The sequence below is a fragment of the Pyxidicoccus sp. M15 genome, assembly GCF_056858435.1.
This window is the reverse complement of record NZ_CM166495.1, coordinates 2,226,900-2,252,208: the sequence shown is the minus strand read 5'-3', so window position 1 is coordinate 2,252,208 and position 25,309 is coordinate 2,226,900. Positions and strand designations below refer to the sequence as shown.

Genomic DNA, 25,309 nt, shown 5'->3' with positions numbered 1-25,309 from the left:
GCTCAGAGCTGGTAGCGCCCGACGATGGCGCCCAGCTCGCTGGACGCGGTGGACAGCTGGATGGCGGCCTGCTCGCTGTCGGCCATGCGCTCGACAATCTGGTCCGCCAGGTCCGCCATCGAGCTGAGCGCGGCGAACAGCTCCGCGATGCCGGCGTCCTGCTGGCTGACGGCATCGGCGATGCTGCGCACCGTCTGGCCGTTGGTCTGGATGATGGTGGCCAGCGAGCGCAGGCTCTCGCCCGCGGCGCGCACCTGCTCCAGGCCACCCTCCACCTCGCGCGCGCCCCCTTCGCTGGTGCGCACGGCGTCGGAGATGGCCCGGCCGATGTCACCCAGGATGGCCTGCACCCGCGTCGTCGCACCCGCGGACTGGTCCGCCAGCGAGCGCATCTCCCGCGCGACCACCGCGAACGAGCGACCCGTCTCGCCGCTGCGCGCCGCCTCGATGGAGGCATTCAGGGCCAGCACGTTGGACTGGTCCGCCAGGTCCTTCACCGTGCGGGTGATGTCCCCCACCTGCCGCGTGCGCTGGTGCAGCTCGGAGATGGTCCGCCCCATCTGCTCCACGTGCGAGCGGATGTGGGTGAGCCCGCCCACACTGCCGGACACCGCTTCCTCGCCCGCCCGGCCGAACTCGGTGGCCCGCTGCGCCTCGCGCTGGATGGCCTCCACCCGCTTCGCCGCCGCCTTCGAGGCCTCCTGGAGCTGCTGCGCCGCCAGCTGCGTCTCGTGCAGCGCCACCGCCTGCTGCCCCACCGCCTCGTTCTGCACCGACGCGGACTCGGTGAGGTGCGTGGCGGCGGCCTCCAGCCGCTCGGACGAGGCGCGCAGCGCCAGCAGCATCGTGCGCAGCTGCGCCATCAGCGCCGAGAAGGACCCGGCAATCTGGCCAATCTCGTCCTGCGAGCGCACCTCCAGCGTGCCGCGGAAGTCGCCCTCCGCCACCACGTGGGCCGTGGCGGCGGTCAGCTCGCGCAGCGGCGCCATCATCCGGCGGATCAGCATGAAGACCCCCGCTCCCGCGGCCAGCGCGAGCGCGCCGTTCAGGAAGAGGAGCCAGAGCAGGGTGCCGAAGGAGAACGTCCCCGAGCCGGCCCCCACCACGGCCGCCGTGAGCGCGACGCTCACGAGGGTGAGGACGAAGAGGACCAGGGTGACGGCCACAGACAAGCGCGTGGCAAGGCTGTACGTCATTCGCTGCGAAGCCAGGGAGGGGAGCACGAGGAGGTACCGCCAAGCCTACCCCGACCCGTATGCCATTGTTGAGGGGTGAGCACTGAAATCAGACGTTGCCAGGAGGTCTGAATGACCCTGGTGGACCCGACAGGGCGCCACGGGTCGCCCTCATCCAGGTGACGTTCACGGTCGTCCGTGGATCTCCAACCGTGCGCCAACACGGCGACACTGTCCGCGACGCCGCATTGACGGGGGCACAACCCCTGCGCTCCCGTGTGCGCCATGCGCCCGCCCTCCCTGCTTCCGGCCATGGCCCTGCTCGCCCTCTCGCCCACAGGGCTCCGGGCCGAGGAAGCCCAGGCCGAGGTCCGGGCGAAGGCGGAGCCCGCTCCCTCGCCGCGCAACTTCGGCAACCTCCGCGTCGGAGGCTCCACGGCCAACGGCAACGGCCGGCCCGAGCTGTGCCTGGAGCTGTCGCCGGTGTCCGTCCTCTCCGTGGAAGGCTGCGGCACGGGCAGTGGATTCCTGCACGGAGACCCGGAGCCGGAGGTGGCGCACTTCCGCGCCAAGCTGCGCCTGTTGTCCCTGGACGCCGAGGACTGGGGCACCCTCCAGCCCTTCGCGTCCGCGGGCATGGCCGAGGCGCAGGTGGGCGAGGACGACCCGGGCTTCCAGTTCTCCGGCACGGACGCACGCCGCGTGTCCACGACGGGGCCGGAGCTGGGCGTGGGGCTGCGCTACCTGCGCCCGCTGGCCTCCGGCTTCGAGCTGGTGGGCGACTTCAACCTGGGCATGGCCTGGCTGCCACATGCCCCGGAGCTGGTGAAGCCCCAGGACACGTGGCTGCCCTCGGCCAGCCTCTCCTTCGGCGTGGGCTTCTGACGCTCACGCCTCCGCCGGGACGCGCAGCACCACGGCGGTGATGTTGTCCTTTCCACCGGCCTCGTACGCGTCCGCGACGAGCGCGTCACACACCTCGCGCGCCGAGGACAGCGTCAGGCGCCGCATCAGCCCGTCCAGGCCCAGCGGCTCGTAGAGCCCGTCCGAGCACAGCAGGAACACGTCCCCGGGCTCCGGGCGCAGCCGCTGCACCGTGGGCTCCGCGTTGTCCGTGCCCAGCGCGCGGGTGATGAGGTGCCTCAGGTTCCCCGCGCCGCCCGGCGGCTCCATGCCCGCCTCGCGCAGCTCCTCGATGAGCGAGTGGTCCCGCGTCAGCATCTCCAGCTTGCCCGCGCGCAGCCGGTACAGCCGGCTGTCACCCACGTGGGCCACGGCCGCGCCGTGCTCGCTCACCGCCAGGGCCACCACCGTGGACGCCATCTCCCTCAGGCGGCCCACGCGCTGCGCCTGCAGGTTGCGCTGCGCCAGCGCCGAGCACGCCGACAACAGGTTCTCCTCCCGGCTGCGCCCCGGGTCCGGCACCGTGGGCCACGTGGAGTCCCGGTCCTGCTCCAGGCGCAGGCCGAAGCCCACGAAGGTGTCCACCACACACCGGCTGGCCACCTCTCCACCCTCTTGTCCGCCCAGCCCATCCGCCACGACGAACAGCCCCAGCTCCGGCAGGACGCAGAACGCATCCTCGTTGTGCGGCCGCCGGCCAATGTGGCTCTGTCCCGCGCTGTCCATTCTCATGACTGCCTCCTCGGGCCTCTCCCCCAGCAAGCGGGAGGCCAGCGCCCGCTCCCCCGGTCGGGCTCCAGAACGGATACCTCCGTTCTGGGAACTGCTGGAGTGTGAGTGCCACAGGACCCCGACATCCAAGCCCCACCCGTCCGCTGGCCGACGCTGCGAGCGCCTTCCATCCATCAACGCGCACCTGGGCGTGGGGTAGACACCCCACTTCGCGGGGCCCGGACTGGAATTGAACATCTGAACGGAATGACGGCCGGACTGATCGACTCGATGGGGCCCGGCACGCCCCGGGTGACACGCCAGGTCGTTGGAGGCCCTGGCAACTTTCCTGGCGACCGCGCGACAATCCCGATGCGGCCACTCGTGCGTGCCGCGTGGGGTGCCTGATGTCATCCATCCGTCGCGTGCTGTCCGGCATCTCCTCCTCCATCTCCCGCACCCGGCTGGAGGTGGAGACGGAGCCCGTCACGCCGCTCACCCCGCGCGAGCCGCTGCAGCCGGTGGCGCCCGTGCGTCGCGGCTACTCCGACCAGAGCGACTTCCAGGTGGACGGAGAGGACCTGGGCGCGCCGCTCGCCGCGGATGCGTCCGACTTCACGGGCCGCGCCTCGTCGTCCGGGCCCACGCCGGAGCAGCTGCGCGTGTTCTCCGGGGAGAGCTCCTTCGAGGCCGCGGGCACGCGCTCGCGCTATGCGCAGATGCTGGGCTCGCAGCTGCCGTCGTCGCTGGGCGCGCCCCAGGAGCGCTCCGGCGGCGCGTCGGCGGCGTCGGGCGGCCGGGGCCGGGGCCTGGACTCGGCGGGCATGGAGGACCTGCTGTCGCCCGACGAGGCCGCGTGGGAGCTGCAGAACCTGGACACCTCCACGCCCAGCGTGGTGGAGCCGGAGGACCTGCTCTTCATGCTGGACCCGCCCGGCTCCGCGGGCCCCTCGGACCCCGTGCTCGAGCTGGGCCTGGACGACATCTTCGAGGAAGGGCCGGCCGGCATCTCCGGCGCGAGCGCCGCGACGACGCCCCAGGCCGTGGACGCCATCGACGACGTCGGCATGGACGCGCTCGACGACGCCAACCACGTCCCGCCTGAGTTCCTGGACCCCGCCGTGCGGCCCGCCGGTCCGGACGAGTTCCTCGCGGACACGAACGATTTGGGCTCGATGGTGCCGGAGGAGCCCTCCGTGAGTGACGCGGCCCTGGCCGGCGTGCTGGCCCCGCTCGCCGCCAACCCCGCGGCCGCCAGCGCGCCGGTGGCCGCGGCGCTCGCGTCGCAGGCCGTGGAGGCGGTGGCCGACTCGTTCGAGGTGGAGCCGCCAGCCCAGGCCACCGTCGACCTGGGCGCCGCCGCTCCGGGTGAGCCCGCTCCGCAGCCGTCCGTGACGTCCGAGAGCTGAAGCCCTTCAGGGAGCCTTGGCGTCGGCCCGCGCCGCGTCGAGCTGCGCCTGGGCCTCGTCCACGTCCTTGGTGAGCTCGTGCACGTAGCGCATGCGCTCCTCGCTCTGCCACTCGGCGGAGGAGAAGGTGGAGGCGGCGTACTCGTTCGTCGTGTGGACGTAGCCGCGCAGGCTGGTCATCAGCTCGCGGTCCGGGTCTCCGGACTCCTTGAGGAGGAAGCCCTCCACGTCGCGCAGCTTCAGCGGGAAGGTGGGCACCTCGTCCAGCACCAGCTTGCCGAAGACGGTGAGCTTCACCTCCTGCGGCCCCTCCTTCAGCTCCTCGTTGAAGGACACGTGCGCGAAGGGCACGCCGCTCTCGTCGTCCACGCGGCCCGCCACCACGTACCGTCCGGCCTTGCGGACCTGAATCCCGAGGTAGAGCTGGAGTGAGCCCGCCTCCACCACCTCGCGCACCTGGCCGGTGAACAGCGCCGGCGGAGACGGGGTGTAGAGGACGTCGAAGAAGGCCGCCCCCTGCGACGTGCCGGAGCTCACGCGCACGTCGACGCGCAGCGTGCCGGAGAACATCGGGAAGCCCTGCTTCGACGGCTGGAGCCTGCCGGTGAAGATGCCGTCGCCCGCGAGCGAGTCGCCTCCGGCGCCGTTGTCCACGAAGGCCAGCGGCACGGCGGCCGCCGCGGCGCCGCCCGTCATGTGCTCGGCCTCGTGCGCGGTGGCGGACACCACCTGGCAGGGCCTGGGCGCGCGCTGCGCGTCCTCGCAGGAGACGAAGAAGTGCACCGTCTCGTCACCGACGACGAAGACGCGGTCCTGCTTCAGCTTCAGCTGCACGTCCTGGTTGTCGCGGCTCAGCGGGCGCGTGCGCTCCGGCTCGGCCAGGTCCATCTGGTCCGGCTGCTCGCGGCTGGGGCGCGAGTCCGGCGGGTAGCGCGTGGCGGCCACGTACGTGTCCAGCGTGCGCTTCGCCCGCTCCAGCCGCTGCTCCCACAGCGTGCGCCGGGCCTCGCGCTCGGCGACCTCCGGGTCCGTCGCGCCCGCCTGCGCGGCGCCCGCCGCCAGGGGCGCTTCATGGGCCGCCCTGCCCTGCCCACCGGCGAGCTTCCCGGGAGCTTCCGGTGGCCCACCGGCACGCGCCGCCTCGTCCGCAGACGTGGAGGCGCTCGCGGTGGATGACGCGCCGGCACCGCCATCCCCCGTCCACCACCACCCGAGCAACCCCAGCGCCACGGGGATGAAGACGAGGGCCCACCGGGCGCGGCGGGAGCGGGAAACAGGAGGAGGGACGGTGCCGGGAGCAGTCATATCGCTTCGGGGGGGCGAGGCTCAGCGAGCGTAGTTCACCATGTCCTCGCGGACCTTGGCGACGATGCCACCCCAGTTGCCGTTGGCGTAGTGGTTGTAGGCCTCGCCGTCATCGCGCAGGTCCACCGAGTGGTAGCTCCACTTCGCCTTGCCGTCGCTGCACGCCGCGGTGCCGGTGTTCAGCGTGCCGCCGCAGAACCAGTCACCGGGGTTGCACTGCGAGCTGCCCGAGCTGCCGGACACGCCGCCAGTCGAGTGGTAGGACACCGCCTCGTCGTCCTGGCCCGGGAGGATGCCGGAGTACGCCGTGCCCTTGGCGCCCGCGAACATGTAGAACCAGATGTTGCGCGTGGTGTTGTGGTTGTACATGGCGCGCGCCGTCGTGGTGACCAGGTCGCTCACCAGCGGCTCGCTCACCGCCCACTCGCCCACGTCCGCCAGCTCGCTGCCGCCGCCGGCGCCGGACGCCACGTCCACCCACTTGATGTTCCAGCCCGTCTGCGTGGTGCCGTCCGTGTTGCCACACACGCCGCTCGAGTTGGGCACCGCGTTCTTCTTGTAACGCGCCGAGCCACCGTACAGCGACAGCGCGTAGCCGATCTGCAGGTCGCCGGCGCTGTGCGCGGCGATGTAGCACCAGTTGGCGCCGGTGCAGAAACAGTCCAGCGCGTCACGCACGCGGTAGTTCTGCCCGCCGATGCGCTGCCGGCCATCCCAGTTGACGGCCTTCTTGTTCACCCCGGCCGCGGTGGTGGAGGGGCCCCAATAGCTGAAGTCGTTGTAGTTGCCGGCCTGCGTCGAACCACCGTTACGGCCGTGAATCCACAGCGTGTAGTTGGTGGCGGCGGCCTCCGTGCCCGCCAGCAACGTGGCGGCGGCAACGGCCATACCGATGAACTTCTTCATATTGAGCGCCTCGCTCCGAGATGAGGGAAGACCCTGCACGGTGGGGGACCGGGCGGGGAAGCGCACACTCTAGGACGTCGGGCTGTAAAAGGTCGAGGTCACGGAAATCTTGAAGTGCGGGAAAGAACTGACACGTCGCGTCACACAATGACGCTGACGCACCAGGGCTCTGGCCGCGTGCGTCGGCGTCAGCGCGTGGCGATGACGTAGCGCTCCAGACGGGCGAGGGCGTCGGGGAGGTTGAGGCGGCCCAACCCCAGGCGGAAGTGGTTGCCGGGGAAGTCGTAGACGTCACCGGGCAGGAGCAGCACGCCCTCGCGCGCGACGAGCTCTTCGGTGAAGCGGGCCACGGGCGTGTCGCGCAGCAGGCGCGGGAAGGCCACGCTGCCGGCGCGCGGGCGCACCCAGCGGAAGGTGTCCGCGTGGCGCGCGAAGAAGGCGTCCAGCAGCGCGAGGTTCGCGGCGAGGATGCCGCGGCTGCGCGCGAGCACCTGCTCCTTCGCGCGCAACGCCATCAGCGCGAGCACCTCGCTGGGGGCGCTGTTGCAGATGGTGGTGTAGTCCTTGAACGCCATGCACCGGCGCAGCACGTCCGCGTCGCGGCAGGCAAGCCACCCCACGCGCAGCCCCGCCAGTCCCATCGCCTTGGACATGACGCCCAGGCTGATGCCGCGCGGCGTGCGCTCGGCGGCGGAGGGCAGCGTGTCGCGCGCGTCGTACTCCAGCAGGCGGTACACCTCGTCGGACAGGAGGTAGATGCCGCGCTCGTCGGCCAGCGCGCACAGCGCGTCGAACGTCGCCCGGTCCGGCAGCGCGCCGGTGGGGTTGTGCGGGAAGTTCACCACCAGCAGGCGCGTGTCCGGCCGCAGCGCGCGGCGGAGGGCGTCCAAATCCAACGCCCAGCCGTCCTCCTCGCGCAGCGGCAGCAGCGTCACCTCCGCGCCCGTGGCGCGCGCGACTTCGTAGAGGGACTGGTAGCCCGGCCAGGTGACGACGGCGTGCGTGCCCGGGCCCAGCAGCACGTTCATCAGCACGAAGACGGCTTCCTGCGCGCCGGCGAAGGTGAGCACGTCCTCGGCCGCGAGGCCCGGGTAGAGGGCGGCGAGCTCCTGCCGCAGGGCGGGCAGGCCGGTGGACTCCGTGTAGCCCAGCGTCAGCCCCTCCCAGCGGGCCAGGGCGTCCGGGTCCGCGAGCGCCAGCAAGTCCTTCAGTCGCCAGCCCTCGAGGTCCGACGAGCACAGCAGGTAGGGCGCGGAGAACTCGTACCGCGCGAAGTACCGCTCCAGCTTGAAGTCGGGGATGCGCATGGCCCGCCTGTCTGCCCTCTCCGGCGCCGGGCGTCCAGCGGCCTTGCGAGGCGCGGCCACTGTCCCCGGGGCGGAGCTTCGCCTGGACCAGGGCCCGTGCCGTCCGGGCAGGCGAGCGTCCTCGGAGGCGTCTTGGGGGGAGGACGGCGCCGGCCGATGCATAGCTTGAGTCGCGTCCTCCTGAAGCCCACTCGTGGGAGCCCGCATGCCGACGCTCGACATCCCCATCAAACTGTTGGACCCGGATGGCGGTTGGGTCAACGCCCCGGTCCATGTCTCGGAGCTGGATGAACTACCCGTCCTCCTCCACTTCTTCACCATGAAGGACGCGCAGACCGTCTCGGACTTCGATGAGCTGAAGCGCTTCATCGGAGAGTTCTCCCCGCGGGGCCTGCGCGTCATCAGCGTGGACGTCACGCACTCCGAGAAGGAGCTGCGCGACACCAACGCGGTGGAGGCCTTCGCGCGCAAGCATGACCTGACGCACCCCATCGCCGTGGACGACGGCTCCATGGCCCAGGCCTACGGCGTGACGCAGACGCCGGCGTGGCTCGTGTTCGACGGGGAGGCGGGCCGGCTGCGCCACCACTTCACCGGGCGCAACGGCGCGCACCACGTGCGCCAGGTGCTGGACCGCTTCACCCGGTACGACACCTCGGCCGCCGCCCCCGGGCCCTGACGCCGGGGCCTTCGCGCACCCGCCACACGGAGAACCGCACATGGCAGATCGCCGCAAGGACAAGGACGCCTCCCGCATTTCCCTGGGGACGCTGGCCGCCGCCGGTGTCGGCGCGGCCCTGGGGCTGCGCAGGATGCTCAAGCCGCGCTTCCAGTTCGCCGGCCGCACGGTGCTCATCACCGGCGGCTCCCGGGGGTTGGGGCTGGTGATGGCGCGACAGCTCGTGAGGGAGGGGGCGCGGGTGGCCATCTGCGCCCGCGAGGAGGCCACGCTGGAGCGCGCGCGCGAGGAACTGGAGCGCAGCGGCGGCGAGGTGCTGGCCATTCCCTGTGACGTGAGGGACCAGGTGCAGGTGGAGGCCATGGTGGCCGCCATCCACGAGCGCTTCGGCGTGGTGGACGTCCTCATCAACAACGCGGGCGTCATCCAGGTGGGCCCGCTGGAGTCGATGACGCTGGAGGACTTCCGCGAGGCCATGGACACGCACCTGTGGGCGCCGCTGTACACGACGCTGGCGGTGCTGCCGGAGATGAAGCGGCGCGGACAGGGCCGCATCGTCAACATCTCCTCCGTGGGCGGCAAGGTGAGCATCCCCCACCTGGTGCCGTACGCGGCGAGCAAGTTCGCGCTGGTGGGGCTGTCGGACGGGCTGCGCGCCGAGCTGCGGCAGGACGGCATCCTGGTGACGACGGTGTGCCCCGGCCTGCTGCGCACCGGCAGCCCGCGCAACTCGTACTTCAAGGGCAACCACGAAAAGGAATACGCGTGGTTCACCGTGGGGGACTCCATCCCCTTCATGTCCATGAACGCGGAGACGGCGGCGCGGAAAATCCTGGAGGCCTGTCAGCGCGGTGACGCGGAGGCGCTGGTGGGCCTGCCGGCGAAGCTGGGCGCCCTGGGCCGGGCCCTCGCGCCCACCCTCACCGCCACGCTCTCCGCCTTCGTCAACCGCTCCCTGCCACAGGACAGCAACCCGGACCGCGTCCGGGGCAGCGAGAGCGAGACGCCGCTCACCCGGTCCTGGCTCACCGAGCTGACGCGCCGTGCGGCCGAGCGCAACAACGAGAACGAGGTGCCCCTCCACTGAGGCACCCCGCCCCGCCGCCCTCCCCACCTCGAACCCGATTGGAGCCACGAATGAATGCCATTGACCTGCTGAAGCAGCAGCATCGCGAAGTGGACGTGCTGTTCGAGCGCGCCGTCCGGGCGGCGAAGCCGGGCGAGAAGGTCAGCCTGCTCGGGCAGCTGGCCGAGAAGCTCACCCTCCACGCGCGCATCGAGGAGCAGCACTTCTATCCCTTCGCCCGGAGCAAGGGCATCCAGGACATGGTGGACCACTCCCTCCAGGAGCACTCGGAGGTGAAGCGGCTCATCGCGAACCTGCTCCAGTCCAAGCGCAATGACCCGAGGCTGGACTCGGAGCTGGCCAGGCTCCAGCAGTCGGTGCAGCACCACGTGAAGGAAGAGGAGGAGAAGCTCTTCCCCCGCCTGACTGGCGTCGCGTCGGCGGAGGAGCTGGACGGGCTGGGCGACACCCTCCAGCAGTCCGCCGACGAGCTGTCGAACCAGGAACTGCTCCAGATGGCGGAGAACGAGGGCGAGGCCCTCCCGCCGGTGCAGTCCTAGTCAGTCCTTCGCGTCCATCTCCGCGCGCTCCATGGCCCAGTGGCCGCGGTGCTCGTACGCCAGGGCGAGCTGCTCGCGCAGGGCGGACAGCATCTTCGTGTTGCCCTCCTGCTCGTAGCCCTTGAGGGCTTCCTGGCACCGGGGGACGCGCTGGAGGAACTCCTTCAGCGCGTCCACGGACAGCTCCTTCACGTACATCCCGTACCCGAGCTTCTCCAGGTACAGCGCGTTGATGACCTGCTCGAACTGGCCCACCAGCGGCACGCTGAGCACCGGCTTGCGCAGGTACACCGCCTCGCTCATCAGCGTGTAGCCGCCGCTGGCCACCACGCCGCGCGCCGTGCGCAAATCGTCGATGAAGCCCTTCTCGCTGAAGGGCCGGTACGTGAGGTTGCCGTCCACCAAATCTTCGGTGATGTCCCGGCGCAGCCCGTACACGCGGCAGGGGATGCCCGCGGCCTTGAGGATGTCCGGCAGCGCCGTGTTCGTCGTCGCCGTCTGGTACACGAGCAGGTGCTCGCCCGGCTCCGACTTCGCCTCCAGGATTTCCGGCCGCAGAATCGACGGTGCCAGCGTGGTGCGGCGCTTGCGCACCGGCGGATAGAAGAACGTGGTGACGAGGTAGTGGAAGGCGCCCGGCAGCTTCGCCTTCACAATGGCCCGCGAGGTCTCGAAGCTGTCCTCGTACCCGGCCAGCAGCTCCGGCTCGTGCTGGCAGCGGTTGATGACCTGCATGTTGTCCACGCTGATGACGGGCAGCCGGTGCGTCTTCGCGAACAGGTAGCTGAACGTCTCGAAGTCGCTGACCACCACGTCCGGCTTGAAGTCATCCACCAGGTCGAAATACTGGCGGATGTTCTGCGGCAGTCCCTTCAAGGCGCCCGACACGTTCTGCAGCACCGTCTGCAGCTTCCTCACCGAGTTGCCTTCGTACGCCAGCGTCAGGCCCCAGATGCCGTGCACGTTCTGGAAGCGCTTCTTGAGGTAGTCCTGGGCCCGGCCGGAGACGACGATGTGGACCTCGTGCTCCTTGGTGAGCTCCTCGAGCAGCACGCGCGAGCGCGTCGCATGGCCCATGCCTTCGCCGACGACACCGTAGAGGATTCGCATGGCCCGGCAGCATACGCGGGCCGCCCCCTCCCCGTTGAGCCCGCCCCCGCCCCGGGGCTATAGCGGCCCCATGCCCTCCCCTCCGGAGCCCTGCCCTCCACGGCGTTCGTCTGTCGGCCGCTCGGCCGCGCTGGGGCTGTGCGGCGGCCTGCTGCTCGGGGGACTCGGCCTGCTGGCCGCGGGCCTGCGCGCCCTCTTCACCGCCGTGGACTGCGCCGGCCTGTCCGGCCCCGAGTGCGACTTGCTCCAGCAGGCCACCCGCGAAGTGGGCCGCATGCAGGCACTCAGCGGCGGCGCCCTCACCGCCCTCGGCGCGTCCCTCTTCGTCCTCCTGCGCCCCCGCCCTCCCGCGCCCTGAACGGCCGGGCAGGCCCGGGCCCGGTAAGGTCATTTCGCGGCGCCCGGTAGGCAAGCTAATTAATTCTGGCCTAATCATTAGGTTTGGGAGTAGGAGGCGACCTTATGCAGCTCGAATCCCTGAAGATGTTCTGCGACGTGGTCGAGACGGGCTCGTTCTCCCGCGCCGCGCAGCTCAACCATGTGACGCAGTCCGCGGTGAGCCAGCAGATCCGCGCACTGGAGAACCGCTACGAGCAGAAGCTGCTCTCGCGCAGCGCGCGGCAGGTGACGCCGACGCCCGCGGGCGAGCGGCTGTTCCGCGGGTGCAAGGAAATCCTCGCGCGCTTCGCGGAGGTGGAGCAGGAGATTCGCGAGCAGGCCACCGAGGTGGCCGGCACCAGCACGGTGTCCACCATCTACTCGGTGGGTCTGCACGAGCTGAACGCGGTGCAGAAGCAGCTGCTCAAGGCGCACCCCAAGGTGAACATGCGCCTGAACTACCGGCGCAACGACCAGGTGTACGACGACGTGATTCTGGGCGCGGCCGAGATTGGCATCGTCGCGTATCCGCAGCCGCGCGCGGGCGTGGACATCCTCCCGTTCCGCGACGACAAGCTGGCGGTGGTCTGCGCGCCCAACCACCCCTTCGCCACCAAGCAGAAGGTGAGCCTCACCGCGCTGTCCGGCGTGCCCTTCATCGCCTTCGACCGCGAGGCGCCCACGCGCAAGGCGCTGGACAGGCTCTTCCGCGAGAAGAACATCGACATCAACCCGGTGATGGAGATGGACAACGTGGAGACCATCAAGCGGGCGGTGGAGATGGGGCTGGGCGTCGCCATCCTCCCCATCTCCACGTCCCAGAGCGAGGTGAAGGCCGGCTCGCTGGTGGCCAAGCCCTTCGCCGAGGGGCCCGTGTCGCGCCCCATCGGCCTGCTCATCCGCAAGGGCAAGTACCTGGACCGCGCGTCCGCCGCGGTGCTGGAGGCCTTCAAGGCCGCCGCCAGCCTGCCCTCCGCCGACGAGGCGTGACGCCTCGGTAGGGCTTTCAGTCAGTAGAGCTTCCGGAGGCGCGCGGCGAAGAACCCGTCGAAGCCCTCCGGCCCCGGCAGCGTGCGCAGGTACGCCTGTGTCAGCGGCAGCTTGAGCCCGGGCAGCACCGGCGGCTCCGCCGTCCACTCCGGGTGGCTGCGCAGGAACATCTCCACCTGGTCCTGCGCCTCCTGCGCCTCCACCGTGCACACCGCGTACACCAGCAGGCCCCCGCCGGGCACCGCCTCCTGGCAGTTCTCCAGAATCCGCCGCTGCAGCGTGGCCAGCCGGGAGAGGTCCTCCTCCTTGCGGCGGTAGCGCAGCTCCGGGTGGCGGCGCAGCGTGCCCAGCCCGGAGCACGGCGCGTCCACGAGGACGGCGTGGAACTCGCCCCACGCTTCCGGGAAGGGCTCCGCCGCGTCGTGCGCGTAGGCCTTCAGCCGCCCGGTGAGGCCCAGGCGCTTCGCCTCGGCGTCAATCTTGCGGAGCTTGTTCGCGTGGAGGTCCACCGCCACCACCTCGTGCTCCTGCGCCAGGTGGCACGCCTTGCCGCCCGGGGCGGCGCACGCGTCCAGCACGCGCGCCGTCTCCGGAATCGCGCCGTAGACGCCGACGAGCTGGGCGGCCTCGTCCTGCACCTGCCACAGCCCCTCCGCGTAGCCGTACAGGTCCTCCACCCGGCCCACCGGCGGCAGGGTGATGCCCACCGGGGACACCGTGGTGGCCTTCGCGTCCACGCCCGCTTCCTGGAACTGGGCGAGCAGCGCGTCGCGCGTCACCTTCGCGGTGTTGGCGCGCACCACCACCGCGGGGGACTGGTTGTTCGCCACCAGCATGGACTCGGCGCGCTCGCGGCCGAACTGGCGAATCCACCGCTCCACCAGCCAGCGCGGGTGGCTCTCGCGCACGGACAGGTGCTCCACCATGTCCGACGTCGGAGGCAGCGGCGGCCCCGGCAGGTCCGCGAGCTTGCGCAAGATTGCGTTGGTGAAGCCCGCCGCGCGCGCGAGGCCCACTTCCTTGAGGGCCTGCACCGTCTCCGCCACCGCCGCGCGCGCGGGCACGCGGGTGTGGAAGATTTGGTAGGCGCCGATGCGCAGCGCCGCCAGCACCTTGTCCTCCAGCGCGTCCAGCTTGCGGTCGGCGAAGCGGGTGATGGCGTAGTCCAGCGCGAGCTGCCGGCGCGTGCTGCCGTACGCCAGCTCGGTGACGAGCGCGGCGTCGCGCGGGTCCTTCGGCGGGGACTCGGACAGGAGCGTGTCCAGCACCACGTTGAGGTACGCGTCCGTGGCGCGCACGCGCGACAGGACGTTGATGGCCAGTGCGCGCGCGTTCATCCTTCGTCCAGCCGGGTCAGCATATCCACGAGCTGCTCATCCGAGAGCCGCGTCGCGGGCAGCGTGGAGAGGGTGAGGCTCTGGAGGCTCTCCTCCAGCAGCTCCCGGTGCCCGCTCTCGGCGGGGGCGCCGCGCTGCACGGCCTGGTACTGCGTGCGCGCCCAGGCGGCCAGCTCGGCCGGGGTGAGCTTGCCCGCCAGCCGGTCGGAAATCTTCTGCCGCACCAGCGCCCGCGTGAGCAGGTCCGACGCGGGCGAGGGGGACTTCGCGCCCCGCCCCAGCGTCTTCCCCGGACGGGCCTCCGCCGCCTCCTCCTTCACGGGGGCCAGCTTGCGGCCCAGCGTCTTCGTGGACCCGCCGGCTTCCGCGGCACGGGCCAGCGACTTCGCCGTCGAGCCCACGGACTTCACCAGCGACATCGGCACGGGCTTCGCCGCGGGCGCGGCCGCCTTCGGGGCGGGCTCGTCCTTCTTCCGGCCGAGCGTCTTCTTCGGCCCCTCCTGCTCCGGCGTGAAGACGCCGCTGGCGAAGGTGTCGAGCGCCTGGAGGTACGGCTCGAAGCCGCCCTGCGTGCCGTGCACCTGGAGGACACACGCCTCGCCCACCACGGACTCGCGGGCCGGCGGGCGCAGGAGGACTTCAATCGCGGGCAGCCCCACCGCCTCCAGCCCTTCCTTCAGCGCGTACGAGCCGAAGAGGCCGGCGGGGTTGATGAGGATGCCATCCACCGCCTCGCGCTCGGCGGCGAGCGTGTCCAGCAGCACGCCCTCGTGGTTGGACTGGACCACCTTCAGCTCCAGCTCCAGCTCCTTCGCCCGCTCCTTCAGCGCGGCGTCCAGGTCCGACAGCCGCCCTCCGGACGTGCCCTCGCGCACGCCCAGGAGGTTCACGTTCGGCCCGTGCAACACCAGCAATCTCATGCCCATCCCCGCTTGCCCTCGTTCACGTTCAACACCGCCCGCCCCGCGCTAGCTCGCACTGAAGGGAAAGGTGCCCGGCGCCAGCTTGTGTCCCGCCAGGAAGTCCGCCGCGCTCATCACCCGCTTGCCCTCCGGCTGGAGCTCCAGCAGCACGAGCGAGCCCTCGCCGCAGGCCACCTCGATGCCGTCCACGTTGGCCGCGAGCACCGCGCCGGGCGCGCCCGTGCTGCCCGCTGCCCGCACCTTGTGCACCTTCAAGAGCTTCCCGCCCAGCGTGGTGAAGGCGCCGGGCCACGGGGTGAAGGCGCGCAGGCGCCGCTCCAGCTCCACCGCCGGCTTCGTGAAGTCCAGGCGGCCCTGGTCCTTGTCGATGATGGGCGCCAGCACCATGCCCTCGGACGGCTGCGGCACGGGCTTCAGCTCTCCACTGAGGTACTTCGGCAGGAACTCGCGCAGCACCTCGCCCCCGAGCGCGGCCAGCTTCACGTGCAGCGAGGCGCTCGTCTCGTCCGGCGTCATCGGCAGCCGCTTCATCGCCAGCACCGGACCGGTGTCCAGGCCCTCGTCCATCACCATCAGCGACACGCCGGTCTCCGCGTCACCGTGGGCGATGGCCCACTGGATGGGCGCGGCGCCCCGGAAGCGCGGCAGCAGCGAGGCGTGCACGTTGACGCAGCCCATGCGCGGCAGGTCCAGGATGTCCTTGGGCAGGATGCGCCCGTACGCGGTGACGACACAGATGTCCGGGTGGAACTTGCGCAGCTCCTCGGAGAACGGCGGGGTGCGCAGCTTCACCGGCTGCAGCACGGGCACGCCGCGCGACAGGGCCAGCTCCTTCACCGGCGGCGCGGCCAGCGTGTTGCCTCGGCCCTTGGGCTTGTCCGGCTGGGTGACGACGGCCACCACGTCGCCCAGCTCGAAGCAGGCGGCCAGCGACGACACGGCGAACTCCGGCGTGCCCATGAAGATGATGCGGGGTCGGCTCATAGCGGTTGCGCTTCTCCTGGGCGGGCGACTCAGGCCACGGACTTGAAGGTGCCGCCGGTGGGATTGTCCACCGCCTGACGCTTGCGGGCGTGGAGCGCGGACAGGGTGTCCAGCGCCGCACGGGCCTCCGGGGTGGTAGCCGTGCCCTTGAGGGCGTCCAGCGCGGACTCCAGGGCGTGCGCCTCGTCCGCCTCCCGCTGGCGGATGCGGTCGAACGCCTCGCTGAAGCGCTCGAAGAAGCGCTTGAGCTCGTCGCCCTTGCGCAGCGGCCGCAGCCGCGGATAGCGCCCCGCGGCGAGCGCCGCCACGTAGAGGCTCATCACGTGCACCGGCCCGGCGACCCGGTGGGTGAAGAGCAGGCCGAACAGCCCCAGCGCCACGCCCGTGCCCACCGTGCCCAGCCCCGTGAGCCACAGCAGCGACTCGCCGCCGTCCACCTCCGAGGCGATGGCGGACACGTGGATGCGGTGCGCCAGCAGCCCGAAGACGAGGATGCTCCCCGCGCCAATTCCGGCCAGCAGGGTGATGTATTTGAGCTGGAACTCTCGGTCGAGGATGTACGTCCGACGGGCATACGAGGGGCGCGTCGGCTTCTGGGAGTCATCGGCCATGTCGTTGACCAGCGTACCCCAGGAGACCTGGGTGGTTTGCTTCCTTCGTGCCAGGAGGTTTACACGGAAGACAGGACAAACCCGCAGACGCAAAGGAGACCGCATGTTCCGCTCCCTCGCCGCGTTGTGTGTCGCGCTCTCGTTCCTCACGCTGGGAGGTTGCAAAGGCGACCCGGCAAGTCCGGAGTACTGGGAGGCGAACATCCAGCAGTCGCGGCGTCCGGAGGACCGCATCCGCATGGTGGAGGCGCTGCGGACGTCGGGGAAGCTGAACCCGTCCTTCCTCCCCATGCTGCACGAGCACCTGGCGAGCGAGAAGAAGCCCGAGGTGCGCGCGGCGCTGGCGCGGGCCCTGGGCGACCTGAAGTCCACCGACTCGGTGGAGCCGCTGAAGGCGGCGCTGGACCCCACCGCCGCGGACATGTCCGCGCAGCTGGCCAACAAGGCCATGGTGACGACGCTGGGCGCCATCGGCGACGTGCGCGCGGTGCCCGCGCTGGTGCCCCTGCTGCGCGCGAAGGACAACTACACGCGAATCGAGGCCGTGCAGGTGCTGGGCGCGATGAAGGCGAAGGAGGCCGTGGAGCCGCTCATCGCGCTGGCCACCGACGACACCGTGGAGCCCTTCCTCAACAAGAAGGCCATTGAAGCGCTGGGCAACATCGGCGACCCGCGCGCGGCGCCGGCGCTGGTGCGGATGCTGACCAAGGAGCGCAAGGGCAAGTCCTTCTACGTGGAGAGCTCCTTCGCGCTGTTCCAGCTGGGCCAGCCCGCCGCGGACGCGCTGCTGCCCGCCCTGGAGGGCCGGGACGCGGACCTGCTGAAGTGGGCGCAGTCCAACGGCGTCAACCCCGCCAGCTATCCGATGAAGGCGGCGACGGTGCTGGGAGACCTGCGCGAGAAGCGCGCGGTGGGGGGACTGATGAAGCAGCTGTCCTTCACGCATTCGGACGCGCAGATTCAAGCGCTGGTGCGGATGCAGGCCGCGGACGCGCTGGCCCGCATGCGCGCGCCGGAAGCCGTGAAGCCGCTGGCGGCCATGCTGACGGAGACGGACCCCACGGTGCGCGACGCCTACGTGCGCGCCCTCACGCGGCTGGGCGGGCGTGACGCGCTGCCGGCGCTGGAGAAGGCCGCGGGCACGGGCGACTTCGACACGCGCGAAATCGCGGTGCGCGGCCTGGCCATGCTGGGGGACGGGCAGGACCTGCCGCTCCTGCAGAAGCTCATCGCCGCCGAGCCGGCGCGCACCGCGGCCGACTGCAAGAAGACGGGCGAGGAGGGCTGCGACAACCCGGCCGCGCTGGGCAAGAAGCGCGCGGACCAGCTGGCCCGCTACACGAAGCTGCTGGAGGCAGCGCAGGCGTGCACGGGCAACGCGGGCTGCTGGGCGCAGCGCCTGGAGAAGGCGGACCCGCTGATGCTGGAGCGCGCGGCGCTGGAGGTGGGCCGCTCCGGCTCGGCCGAGCACGCGGGCGCCCTGGCCGCGCGCCTGGGCGAGCGCAACACCGAGTCGCGCATGGCGCTCATCCTCGCGGTGGGCTGGCTGCTGGAGGACTCGAAGGACGCCGCGGCGAAGGTGCGCGACGGCGCGCTGCCGGCCCTGCGCAAGCAGCTCCAGGACGAGCAGGGCATGACCCAGTTCGCCAGCGTCAACGAGGACCTGCGCCGGCTGGTGGCGCGCATCGACCGCATCTGAAGACGGCTCACGTGAGCAGCACCGGCGGCAGGCGCTCCGCCGCGTGGTGCAGCACGGAGAGCTGGCGGACCAGCCGCTCCCCCTGGGTGCGGGACAGCGCGTCCCCCTCCAGGGGCGGCGAGTCCGCGGGCAGCGGCCCCGGCGCCCTGCGCTGCTCCACCGCCGTGGCCAGCTCCTCCAGCACGGCGGCGGTGTAGCGCGCCACGGGCTCCAAATCCCGGGCGCCCGGCCCGCGCCCGCTGGTGGACAGCGCCGTCACCGCGGACGTCAGGCGCCGCGAGTAGGTGAGCAGCGCCATGACGGGCTCGAGCTGCCGCGCGGGCCCCTTCCACTCGGTGAGCATCCGCTGGAAGGAGGCCTCCGCGGAGAGCAGCGCCAGGCCCATGCGCCGGCGGGCCTCGCGCACGGCGGGCTCGGCGTCGGAGCGCGCGGCGGCCACCTGGCGCAGGTAGTCGCGGTCCGCGCGCAGCGCGGAGGCCACCTGCTCGGGGAAGCGCAGGTGCTCCGGGCTGGGCCACAACAGCCGCGCCCCCATGAGCGCGAGCACGCCCCCCAGCAGCGTGTTGACGATGCGCACCCCGGCCAAATCCCAGTCGCCGGACTGGAGCTCGGCGAGCAGCACCAGCGCGGGCGTGAGCAGCACCTGGAAGGCGGGCAGGCTGATGGGCTGCACGCTCATGGCGAAGGCGAACAGCACCATGATGGCCACCAGGATGACCACCGGGTCTCTCACCAGCGCGACGAGCCCCGCCGCCAGGGCCGCGCCCAGCAGGGTGCCCGCCACGCGCTGCAGGCTGCGCTGGAGCGTGAGCCCCGAATACGGCTGGAGGACGATGATGACGGTGATGATGACCCAGTAGCCGTGGTCCAGCCCCAGCCCCCGCACGAGCGCGGTGGCGAGCGCCGCGGAGACGCCCAGCCGCAGCGCGTGGCGGAAGATGACCGAGCCGGGGTCGAGGTTCTCCCGCAGGGGCTCCAGCAGCGAGGGCGCGGGAGCGACCTCGGAGCGGGGCCCCAGCGGCAGGGCCTCCGGCACCGGCTTCCCGTCCTCCAGTCGCGCGGCCACGTCGAGGAGCGCCTGGGTGTACTCGTGCAGGCGGCCCAGCAGCGCGTGCGTGTGGGCGTAGGCGGCGCGGGCCGGCTCGGGGAGGGGCTCCTGGGCGTCGAGCATCTCCAGGGCCTGGCGCACCCGCTCGGGGCCACAGGCCTTACGCGCGTGCACGTCCTCGCCCTTCTCCAGGGCCCGGGCGATGCGCCGCAGGTCTTCGGCCAGCTCCGCCAGGGCGCGCTGCACCTCGGCGCGCAGGGCGAGGTAGCGGGGCTCGCGCGGCGCCAGCTCCAGCGTTTCCGTCAGCGCGACGAGCAGGGGCACCAGCGCGTCGGCGCCCTCGCGCAGCACGAGCAGGTGCTCACCCCGCCCGCTCTCCCCCACCCGGCTCCGCCGCGTGGCGGCGAGCACGGAGCTGGCGGTCTCCAGGGCCTGACGGATGCGGGGCTCCCACGGCACCGCGGGCACGGTGAATGCGGAGGCCGCCGGGCCTTCCAGGGGCCAGCGCCCCACCTCGTCCGCGCGCTCCGCGAGCACGTCGTAGCAGCGGGCGATGGACAGGCGCGCGGGACGGTACGGGCGCAGGGGCCACAACAGCAGCGCGAGCAGCATCGCCCACACGCCGCCCACCACGAAGAGGCCGGAGCGCGCCAGCGCATCGGCGAAGTCGTGCGCGGGGAGCGACAGCGACACCACGGAGAAGTTGGCGAGCACCACGCCGAGGAAGCCGGGCGTGTCCCCATAGGAGCGGGCGAAGCCGCACGCGGTCACCCAGCACAGCGTGAGCCCGACGGCGGCCCAGGTCGGCGGGTGCGCGGCCGAGACGAGCCCCACCACCGCGCCCATCAGCGTCATGGCCCCCATCGCCAGGGCCCTGTCGCGGTACGGCCCACCCCGGTCGACGAGGGTGACGAAGAGGCCCGCCAGGCCCACCCAGGTGGCCGCGGGCAGGTGCAGCGCGGCGGCCACCGCCATGGGGACACCGACGGCGAGCGCGGCGCGCAGCCCGGCGCCCATCGCGGGCCGCGCGGGCTCCACGTGGAGGAAGGACTGGAGCTGGCGCCGCAGGGGACTCATGGGGCGGAGGGTTCACCCGTCCATTCCAGGACTCCGGGCCCGGCGGCGGCGCGGAAGCAGTCGGAGAACCATGCCAGGGCCATGCGCGCGGCGGCGACGAGCGGGGCATCCTCGGGGAAGCCGCGCGAGGCACCTTCGACGAACCGCAGGGCCTTGCGAGTCGTCAGCGCGTCGAACACGCGGCGGTTGAGCGAGACACGGTCCGCGTCGTCGCCCGCGGCGAGGAGCAGCGTGGGGGCGCGCACGTCGTGGAGGAATTCGCCGGCCATGTCGGGCCGCCCGCCGAAGGTGACGACGGCCTGGACACCGTGAGGCTGGTGCGCGGCGGCCACGAGCGCGGCGGCGGAGCCCAGGCCCGAGCCGAGGTAGCCCACGGGCAGCAGGGACAGGGAGTCGTCGCGCTGGAGCCAGTCGCGGGCGACCTCCAGCCGGTGGGCGACAAGCTCCACGTTGGAGCCCTCGCGCAGCGTCCACTCCTGGGCCAGCTCCTCCTCGGCCGTGCGGAGCCCCAGCTTCAGCGTGGCGAGTCCCGAGTCGTGGAGGATGCGGGTGACGTGGCTGCTCCGGCGGCCGTCCTGGCCGGCCCCATCGGTGGCGAGCACCACGAGGCCCGAGGCGCGCTCGGGCACGGAGAGCTGCCCTTCCAACAGCCGCCCGGCGACACCAATCTCCACGTCACGGTCGTGTACGCGCATCGACCCTCCTCCCGACGCGGGCACAGCGTGTGCCCGGACCTGTTCAGTAAAGGTGGTGTCCATGGGCGCTCCTGGCCCGGGCCCCCTCCCCGGGTGCAAGGGGAGCGAGCGGCCGTGCGCTGCGTAGGACTCCGCCGCCGGGACAGGTGCCGGAGCCTGGAGCCGTGCTCACGGGAGGGGGCACCATGCGCGGCGCGCGCCACCTGCGTGTAGCCACTTGCGTTACAAGTGCAACCCGCCTGTGACACCACAGGTCACAGGCGTCGTCGCGCCGCACGCCATTTCAAGACATTCCGCGTTGGCACGGTGCCTGCCTACGGCCGTCGCCGCGGGATGAGGCAGGGTCATGGACCCGCGCTCATCCCCTCCAACCACGCCAGGGAGTCGCCCATGAAATCGGTAGCCGGAGTTCTTGTGATGCTGGGGATGATGCTGACCGCCTGCGACTCCATGCCGCCTGAGATGGACCCGGCCCAGCAGGAGACGGCCACGCTTCCCGAGGAGCAGGAAGTGACGCAGCAGAACACGCCCGTGAATGGGGACTGCACGGCGAGCATCTACTGTGGGAACTGGGCTTCGTGCACCGGTTCGCAGGGCCGGTGCCAGGCCATTCCCGCTTCACAGAATGGCTACTACTGGGGCGCCGTGCAGTGCACCACCGGCACTTCGACCGTGAATACGGTGGCCTGCAACCCCATCATCGTTCCCACGTGCGGCTGTACTCAGGACGGATGTTGCTCCGAGGTGTGTCTCCGGGACCCGGACTGCGGCGTCTGCGTCTCTGGCAAGTCCTGCACCTCCGACAGCCAGTGCGGCGGCACGATGAGTGGCAGGTGCAATGCCACGACCCGGAAGTGCGGCTGCTTCCTGTAGGCGCGCTGGCATCCCCACGCATCAAGACCAGCAGTGGGCGTCGACGCCGGTCATCCGTCCGTAGGACGGATGACCGATGCGCGGAGGAACACGGGGCCGGTATCGTCGTCCGCCATGGATACCCGCTCCCTGTCCGAACGGCTCACCATCGCGACGCCCTGCAAGATGCGCTGGGACGAGATGACCGGTGATGCGCGCGTCCGGCACTGCGGCGCCTGCCAGCTCAACGTCTACAACGTGAGCGAGATGAGCACCTCCGAAGTGGAGGCGCTGCTCCAGCCCGGTGGGCGTGTCTGTGCCCGGCTCTACCGCCGGTCGGACGGGACAGTGGTGACGGGCGACTGCCGGCGCGTGTGGCGCGAGCAGCGCGAGGAGGCGACCACGCTGCTGGGTACGGCCGTGACGGTGACGGCCGCGCTCTCGCTGGTCGCGTTGATCGGCCTGCTCACGCTCACCCTCTTCGGCGACAACATCCGGCGCCTGTTCGGTGCCACCGCGGGAGCCCTGCCGATGTCGCCCCCGAGCACGCCGACCTCGTCCTCCCGCACGCTCGCCACTCCGGGGATGAGCCAGAACCATTATTAGAAGCGGCGGCGGTGGCCACATGCGGGTTGCTTCGGCTCCCGTGGCCGGAGAGGCTGTCCGACGTGTCACGCCTTCTCGCGGCCCTCCTCGTCCTGTCCGCCCTGCCCGCCACGGCCCGGCCCCCGAAGCTCACCCTGTTCATCAGCGTGGACGCGCTGGGCAGCGACCTGCTCCTGCGCAACCGTTCGCGCCTCACTGGCGGACTGGGGAAGCTGCTCGACGCGGGGGCGTTCTACCCCTACGCGCGCTACGCCTACGCGGAGGCCCGGACCGCACCGGGCCATGCCACGCTGGCCACCGGTGCGAACCCGTGGCGCCACGGCATCGTGGACAACGACGTCCATGACCGTGCCACGGACCAGGACGTGCAGGCCTACGTGGACCCGGCGTACGCCATCCTGGACGGCGTCACCGCCCCGACGTCGGACACCAGCCCCGCGAATCTGATGGCGGAGACGCTGGCGGACCGGCTGCGCGTGTCCACGCAGGGCCGGGGCAAGGTGGTGGCGCTGTCGTTCAAGGCACGCTCGGCGATTCCGCTCGCCGGGCGACTGGGACAGGCGTGGTGGTTCGACGAAGCCACGGGGAAGATGGTGACGAGCACCTGGTACGCGAAGACGGTGCCCGCGTGGATGCAGGCGCTCAACGCGCGGAAGCTGGCGGACGCGGACTTTGGCAAGACGTGGGAGCTGCTGCGTCCGCGCGCCGAGTACGTGGGCGAGGACGACCGCGCCGCGGAGCCGCCGAACCCCTACGGCATGGGCCGCACGTTCCCCCACGCGCTCCACGGTGGGCTCGAGGCGCCGGGTCCCGCGTCGTACCGCGTCTTCGCCGTGTCGCCGCGCTCCCATGACCTGCTGGTGCAGGCGGCGAAGGCGGCGCTGGCGGGCGAGGGCCTGGGCAGAGACGACGTGCCGGACCTGCTCGCGGTGAGCTTCAGCGGCACGGACGCGGTGTTCCACGCCTTCGGCCCCACCTCGTGGGAGATGCAGGACACGCTGCTGCGCCTGGACCAGGCGCTGGGCGAGCTCATCACCGCCGCCGAGCGCGCGGCGGGAGGCCGGGCGAACCTGGTCATCGCGCTGTCGGCGGACCATGGGGGCGCGGAGCTTCCGGAGGCCTGGGTCCAGGCGGGCGTGCCCGCGGCACGCATCCTCCCGGTGGAGGTGGCCAGGGGGCTGGCGCAGGAGCTGCGCGCGAAGTTCGGCGTCGACGTGACGGTGAGGCAGCTGACGTTGGATGTGTACCTGGGCGGCAAGGCCCTGGAGTCGGGACAGGTGGAGGGCGTGGCGGTGCGGCGCGCGGCGGCGGCGTGGCTGGCGAAGCAGCCCTTCACGGTGATGGCGGTGGCGAAGGACGACCTGGACACGACTCCGGACCTCGCGGGGCTGGTGGCGCCGCTGCGGCGCGGCTACTACCCGATGCGCAGCGGAGACGTCCTCTTCGTGTCGAAGCCCTTCCACGTGGTGAGCGACTACCCGCGCGGGACGAACCACGGCACGCCGTACGCGTACGACACGCAGGTGCCCGTGGTGTTCGCGGGCCGAGGCGTCAAGCCGGGCCTGTACCTCCAGGAGATGGACCCGGTGGACGTGGCGCCCACGCTGTCCGCGCTCCTGGAGATGGGAATGCCCGCGTCGGCCGAAGGCAAGCCCCGCGCGGAGGCGCTCTCGGGGCGGTGAAGACCCCACCGAGGCTGAGCGGCGTTCCGTATAGCATGCGTCCGCCATCTCAGGAGGGGGGATTTCGCCATGCAACTCCACCGTGGAGCTGTCGTTGCGGTGTGCATCGCCGGACTCGGACTCGCGGGCTGTGGGGACGACACGGAAGCGGCCTGCGAAGACGGCAGCTCCGAGCCCCGCTGCGTCGAGGAGCCCACTCCCGAGCCGGTGCGCCTCGTCTTCCCCGACGCGGTCCTCATTCCCGGGCCCACGGGTCCACGGCAGCGCTCCATCCCCAATGACCCGAAGGACACGACGTTCGCCCGGGGGTACTTCTGGTTCGAGGGCAAGGCCGCGAACGCCTACCGCTTCTCCTGCGTGTCCTCGATGAGCGCGTGCATCGTGACGGTCTATGACGGCAACGGACAGGGCCTGAAGGCCGTCTCCGGTGGCGGCCCGGAGGGCACCGCCATCGTGACCTTCTGGAACCCGCGGCAGGAGAAGGTCTACATCGAGCTGAAGGCCCGGGACTTCGGACTGGGCGCCCCGGTGAGCTGGTCATTCGAGGACCTGGGCCCGGACGACCGTTCCAATGACTCCCAGGGCTCCATCGCGGGCACCCTGGGCACTTCTCTCTCGGGGCGGTTCGACTACCCGGGGGACGCCGACGTCCTCCGGTTCGACCTCCTCGGCAGCCACTACTACAAGTCCACCTGCACGAGCCCGGCGCCGCTGGACTGCCGGGTCTACGTCGGCCACGAGTACCAGGCCCTCCAGCAGTATGGCCTCCGGCCCACCTATGTCCGCACGCTCAGCACGGGAGCGTTCTTCTTCTCCCTCAATGTCTCCGGGGACGGAGTCGGGGCGTGGAGCCACCAGCTCGAAGACATGGGTGCGGATGACCGGATGAACACGGCGGAGTTCGCGGACGAGCTGAAGCTCCCCGCGGCTCCCATCCACGGACGCATCGAGGTACCCGTCGACACGGACACCTTCCGCTTCACCCCGGCCAGCACCGACTCGCGGTATCGCTTCGCGTGTGAGCTGGCCGCGGATGGCCAGCCCTGGGGCATCGAGCTGAGGGACTCGAGCGACATGGGCCTGGCAACCGCATCCCTCGAGCCCGGCAAGCCGAGCGCCCTGACCTTCACTCCCCCTCGAGGCCAGCGCTTCGCCATCGCCGTTTCCGCCGGCGGCAAACCGGACCGGATGGGGGACTACACCTGCCAGCTCGAAGACCTGGGGCCCGACGCGGGCGGCTGAGACTGTCCGGGCTCAGACCACCACCGTCCCGGCGAGCTGATTGTTGCCGCGGCG

At 71.4% G+C, this 25,309-nt stretch carries 23 protein-coding genes and 1 pseudogene; 12 read left to right on the top strand and 12 right to left on the bottom strand.

What is annotated here, in order from left to right; translation table 11 throughout:
• Positions 1-2: 2 nt before the first annotated feature.
• Positions 3-1,031 (bottom strand): annotated as a pseudogene (locus ACX9TP_RS08985) (methyl-accepting chemotaxis protein); the annotation flags it as partial.
• Between the two features lie 429 nt (positions 1,032-1,460).
• On the opposite strand from ACX9TP_RS08985, the gene ACX9TP_RS08980 reads away from it, so the two are divergent.
• Complete coding sequence (locus ACX9TP_RS08980; protein WP_482979318.1) at positions 1,461-2,060, top strand: hypothetical protein; 600 nt, start codon at positions 1,461-1,463, stop codon at positions 2,058-2,060.
• Between the two features lie 3 nt (positions 2,061-2,063).
• Here ACX9TP_RS08980 and ACX9TP_RS08975 read toward each other — a convergent pair whose 3' ends face one another.
• Positions 2,064-2,810 (bottom strand): PP2C family protein-serine/threonine phosphatase, encoded by a 747-nt coding sequence (locus ACX9TP_RS08975; RefSeq protein WP_482979317.1) that lies wholly within the window; start codon positions 2,808-2,810, stop codon positions 2,064-2,066.
• Positions 2,811-3,196: 386 nt separating this feature from the next.
• On the opposite strand from ACX9TP_RS08975, the gene ACX9TP_RS08970 reads away from it, so the two are divergent.
• Positions 3,197-4,198, top strand: a complete 1,002-nt coding sequence (locus ACX9TP_RS08970; protein ID WP_482979316.1) for a hypothetical protein — start codon at positions 3,197-3,199, stop codon at positions 4,196-4,198.
• Positions 4,199-4,204: 6 nt separating this feature from the next.
• Here the strand turns inward: ACX9TP_RS08970 and ACX9TP_RS08965 are convergent, their stop codons facing one another.
• The 3 genes from ACX9TP_RS08965 to ACX9TP_RS08955 form a co-directional block, all read right to left on the bottom strand.
• Positions 4,205-5,503: a choice-of-anchor X domain-containing protein gene (locus tag ACX9TP_RS08965; protein WP_482979315.1), complete on the bottom strand. Its 1,299-nt coding sequence runs from the start codon at positions 5,501-5,503 to the stop codon at positions 4,205-4,207.
• Positions 5,504-5,524: 21 nt separating this feature from the next.
• Positions 5,525-6,409, bottom strand: a complete 885-nt coding sequence (locus ACX9TP_RS08960) for a hypothetical protein (RefSeq protein ID WP_482979314.1) — start codon at positions 6,407-6,409, stop codon at positions 5,525-5,527.
• Positions 6,410-6,597: 188 nt separating this feature from the next.
• Positions 6,598-7,716 (bottom strand): aminotransferase class I/II-fold pyridoxal phosphate-dependent enzyme, encoded by a 1,119-nt coding sequence (locus ACX9TP_RS08955; protein WP_482979313.1) that lies wholly within the window; start codon positions 7,714-7,716, stop codon positions 6,598-6,600.
• A 205-nt stretch (positions 7,717-7,921) separates the two neighbouring features.
• Between ACX9TP_RS08955 and ACX9TP_RS08950 the strand changes: the two genes are divergently transcribed.
• The 3 genes from ACX9TP_RS08950 to ACX9TP_RS08940 are packed head-to-tail and all read left to right on the top strand — an operon-like array spanning position 7,922 to position 10,021.
• A complete protein-coding gene (locus tag ACX9TP_RS08950) occupies positions 7,922-8,395 on the top strand; it encodes a TlpA disulfide reductase family protein (RefSeq protein ID WP_482979312.1) in 474 nt (157 codons plus the stop codon).
• Positions 8,396-8,435: 40 nt separating this feature from the next.
• Entirely contained in the window at positions 8,436-9,482 is a 1,047-nt protein-coding gene (locus tag ACX9TP_RS08945) for an SDR family NAD(P)-dependent oxidoreductase (RefSeq protein WP_482979311.1), read from the top strand.
• Between the two features lie 50 nt (positions 9,483-9,532).
• Positions 9,533-10,021, top strand: a complete 489-nt coding sequence (locus tag ACX9TP_RS08940) for a hemerythrin domain-containing protein (protein WP_482979310.1) — start codon at positions 9,533-9,535, stop codon at positions 10,019-10,021.
• Here ACX9TP_RS08940 and ACX9TP_RS08935 read toward each other — a convergent pair whose 3' ends face one another.
• Positions 10,022-11,131, bottom strand: a complete 1,110-nt coding sequence (locus tag ACX9TP_RS08935) for an MJ1255/VC2487 family glycosyltransferase (protein WP_482979309.1) — start codon at positions 11,129-11,131, stop codon at positions 10,022-10,024. It abuts the gene before it with no gap.
• Between the two features lie 70 nt (positions 11,132-11,201).
• Here ACX9TP_RS08935 and ACX9TP_RS08930 point away from each other — a divergent pair, with 70 nt between their 5' ends.
• On the top strand, positions 11,202-11,489 hold the full coding sequence (locus tag ACX9TP_RS08930; protein ID WP_482979308.1) for a hypothetical protein: 288 nt from the start codon (positions 11,202-11,204) through the stop codon (positions 11,487-11,489).
• A gap of 104 nt (positions 11,490-11,593) precedes the next feature.
• Positions 11,594-12,499, top strand: coding sequence for a LysR family transcriptional regulator (locus ACX9TP_RS08925; RefSeq protein ID WP_482979307.1), 906 nt, complete (start codon positions 11,594-11,596; stop codon positions 12,497-12,499).
• A 20-nt stretch (positions 12,500-12,519) separates the two neighbouring features.
• Here the strand turns inward: ACX9TP_RS08925 and rsmB are convergent, their stop codons facing one another.
• From rsmB to ACX9TP_RS08905, 4 genes are read right to left on the bottom strand one after another with little or no spacing between them, the layout of a single operon-like run.
• Positions 12,520-13,836 (bottom strand): 16S rRNA (cytosine(967)-C(5))-methyltransferase RsmB, encoded by a 1,317-nt coding sequence (gene rsmB / locus ACX9TP_RS08920; protein ID WP_482979306.1) that lies wholly within the window; start codon positions 13,834-13,836, stop codon positions 12,520-12,522.
• Entirely contained in the window at positions 13,833-14,756 is a 924-nt protein-coding gene (locus tag ACX9TP_RS08915; protein WP_482982137.1) for a type II 3-dehydroquinate dehydratase, read from the bottom strand. Before ACX9TP_RS08915 ends, rsmB begins: the two co-directional genes overlap by 4 nt.
• A gap of 48 nt (positions 14,757-14,804) precedes the next feature.
• A complete protein-coding gene (fmt, locus tag ACX9TP_RS08910) occupies positions 14,805-15,743 on the bottom strand; it encodes a methionyl-tRNA formyltransferase (RefSeq protein ID WP_482979305.1) in 939 nt (312 codons plus the stop codon).
• Positions 15,744-15,772: 29 nt separating this feature from the next.
• Complete coding sequence (locus ACX9TP_RS08905) at positions 15,773-16,354, bottom strand: signal protein (RefSeq protein ID WP_482979304.1); 582 nt, start codon at positions 16,352-16,354, stop codon at positions 15,773-15,775.
• A gap of 103 nt (positions 16,355-16,457) precedes the next feature.
• Between ACX9TP_RS08905 and ACX9TP_RS08900 the strand changes: the two genes are divergently transcribed.
• Entirely contained in the window at positions 16,458-18,053 is a 1,596-nt protein-coding gene (locus ACX9TP_RS08900) for a HEAT repeat domain-containing protein (RefSeq protein ID WP_482979303.1), read from the top strand.
• A 7-nt stretch (positions 18,054-18,060) separates the two neighbouring features.
• Here ACX9TP_RS08900 and ACX9TP_RS08895 read toward each other — a convergent pair whose 3' ends face one another.
• Positions 18,061-20,178 carry an FUSC family protein gene (locus tag ACX9TP_RS08895; RefSeq protein ID WP_482979302.1) on the bottom strand — a complete coding sequence of 706 codons (2,118 nt, stop codon included), beginning with the start codon at positions 20,176-20,178 and terminating at the stop codon, positions 18,061-18,063.
• Entirely contained in the window at positions 20,175-20,873 is a 699-nt protein-coding gene (locus ACX9TP_RS08890; RefSeq protein WP_482979301.1) for a dienelactone hydrolase family protein, read from the bottom strand. Before ACX9TP_RS08890 ends, ACX9TP_RS08895 begins: the two co-directional genes overlap by 4 nt.
• 390 nt (positions 20,874-21,263) lie before the next feature.
• Here ACX9TP_RS08890 and ACX9TP_RS08885 point away from each other — a divergent pair, with 390 nt between their 5' ends.
• The 4 genes from ACX9TP_RS08885 (at position 21,264) to ACX9TP_RS08870 (ending at position 25,255) form a co-directional block, all read left to right on the top strand.
• Positions 21,264-21,746, top strand: coding sequence for a hypothetical protein (locus tag ACX9TP_RS08885; RefSeq protein WP_482979300.1), 483 nt, complete (start codon positions 21,264-21,266; stop codon positions 21,744-21,746).
• Between the two features lie 114 nt (positions 21,747-21,860).
• Complete coding sequence (locus ACX9TP_RS08880; protein ID WP_482979299.1) at positions 21,861-22,331, top strand: hypothetical protein; 471 nt, start codon at positions 21,861-21,863, stop codon at positions 22,329-22,331.
• Positions 22,332-22,393: 62 nt separating this feature from the next.
• Positions 22,394-24,013, top strand: coding sequence for an alkaline phosphatase family protein (locus ACX9TP_RS08875; protein WP_482979298.1), 1,620 nt, complete (start codon positions 22,394-22,396; stop codon positions 24,011-24,013).
• Positions 24,014-24,082: 69 nt separating this feature from the next.
• Entirely contained in the window at positions 24,083-25,255 is a 1,173-nt protein-coding gene (locus ACX9TP_RS08870) for a hypothetical protein (RefSeq protein WP_482979297.1), read from the top strand.
• Positions 25,256-25,309: the final 54 nt, after the last annotated feature.